Below are 1011 nucleotides of genomic sequence, written 5' to 3' on the forward strand. Positions count from 1 at the left end.
TAAATTAGGTGAGTGTGGCTGTCGATTAACCCTGGTGTTACCAACTTGCCCGAACAGTCAACGACCTGATGATCTGACATTGATTCTTGTGTGGAAAATGCGTTTGATTCTGATGGGACAATTTGAGCAATTTTGCCACCTACGACTAATACGTCTTGAGGCGTTGACGGTGCGTAGCCGAGCTCCCCAACTGCCATTGAGCAGATACTTGCATTTTTAAGGATCAAGTTTATCGCCATTTCGATCGTTAACCTTGGTTGTTTAAATGTATATACAAATGAATAGGCTAAAGTACTTAACTAATCAAGTTGATGTTGCAAAATTGTGATCAATGAGCAGGATGATGTGCTTTAATCGAGCAGTATCTTAGAGCTTAATTTGTATTTAGAACCAGGGTGATAAAGCAGGGCAAAACTCACCAAACGCTCAGCACTCCAGGTACGACGCTTGAGTAGTAAGCAAGGCTCATTGGCTGCCATTTCTAGGCTCTCTTGAACTTTATGTTCCGGCACAATGGCCTCTACTGTGTGTTCTATAGCACTTAGTGGGCAGTTGTTTGAGAGATATTCATTCGGGGTAGCGTGAGTAAAATCTTGATCAAGATAATCAGGAACAATATCCGAATTCACCCATCGACACTCTAACTGTGTCGGTGTGTTGTCAGAAAAGTGGATGATTTCACTATAAAAAATGGGTGTGTTAATCATGACACCCAATTGCATGGCGGTCTTTTCATCCGCGTTGATTTGCAGATGTTTAACCACTTGGCTTCGATGATTTTGTCCACGCTCACGTATCTCTTGAGCGATGTTGTTGATGTCGAGCAGCGGAGACTGGGCTTTTTCTGTCGGTTCACAGACGAAAGTACCGAGACGCGGCTTGCGTGCTAATTTCCCTTCACTTACCAGATCTCTGATGGCTTTGTTCACCGTCATTCGGCTAACGTTGAACTGTTTGGTCAGCTCTAACTCTGTAGTGATTCTGTGCCCGGGTGGCCAGTGTCCCATAGAG

General features: G+C 44.1%; 1 protein-coding gene and 1 pseudogene. Both read right to left on the reverse strand.

Going from position 1 to position 1011, the window contains the following annotated elements; translation table 11 throughout:
• Positions 1 to 227, reverse strand: a pseudogene (locus KIV40_RS34715) (imidazolonepropionase); the annotation flags it as partial.
• A 123-nt stretch (positions 228 to 350) separates the two neighbouring features.
• Entirely contained in the window at positions 351 to 1007 is a 657-nt protein-coding gene (hutC, locus tag KIV40_RS34720; RefSeq protein WP_285353996.1) for a histidine utilization repressor, read from the reverse strand.
• Positions 1008 to 1011: the final 4 nt, after the last annotated feature.

The organism is Vibrio sp. D173a, assembly GCF_030248475.1.

Excerpts from the sequence above, each read along its gene's own strand:
- hutC (WP_285353996.1), bottom strand. The coding sequence starts at position 1,007 with ATGGGACACTGGCCACCCGGGCACAGAATCACTACAGAGTTAGAGCTG.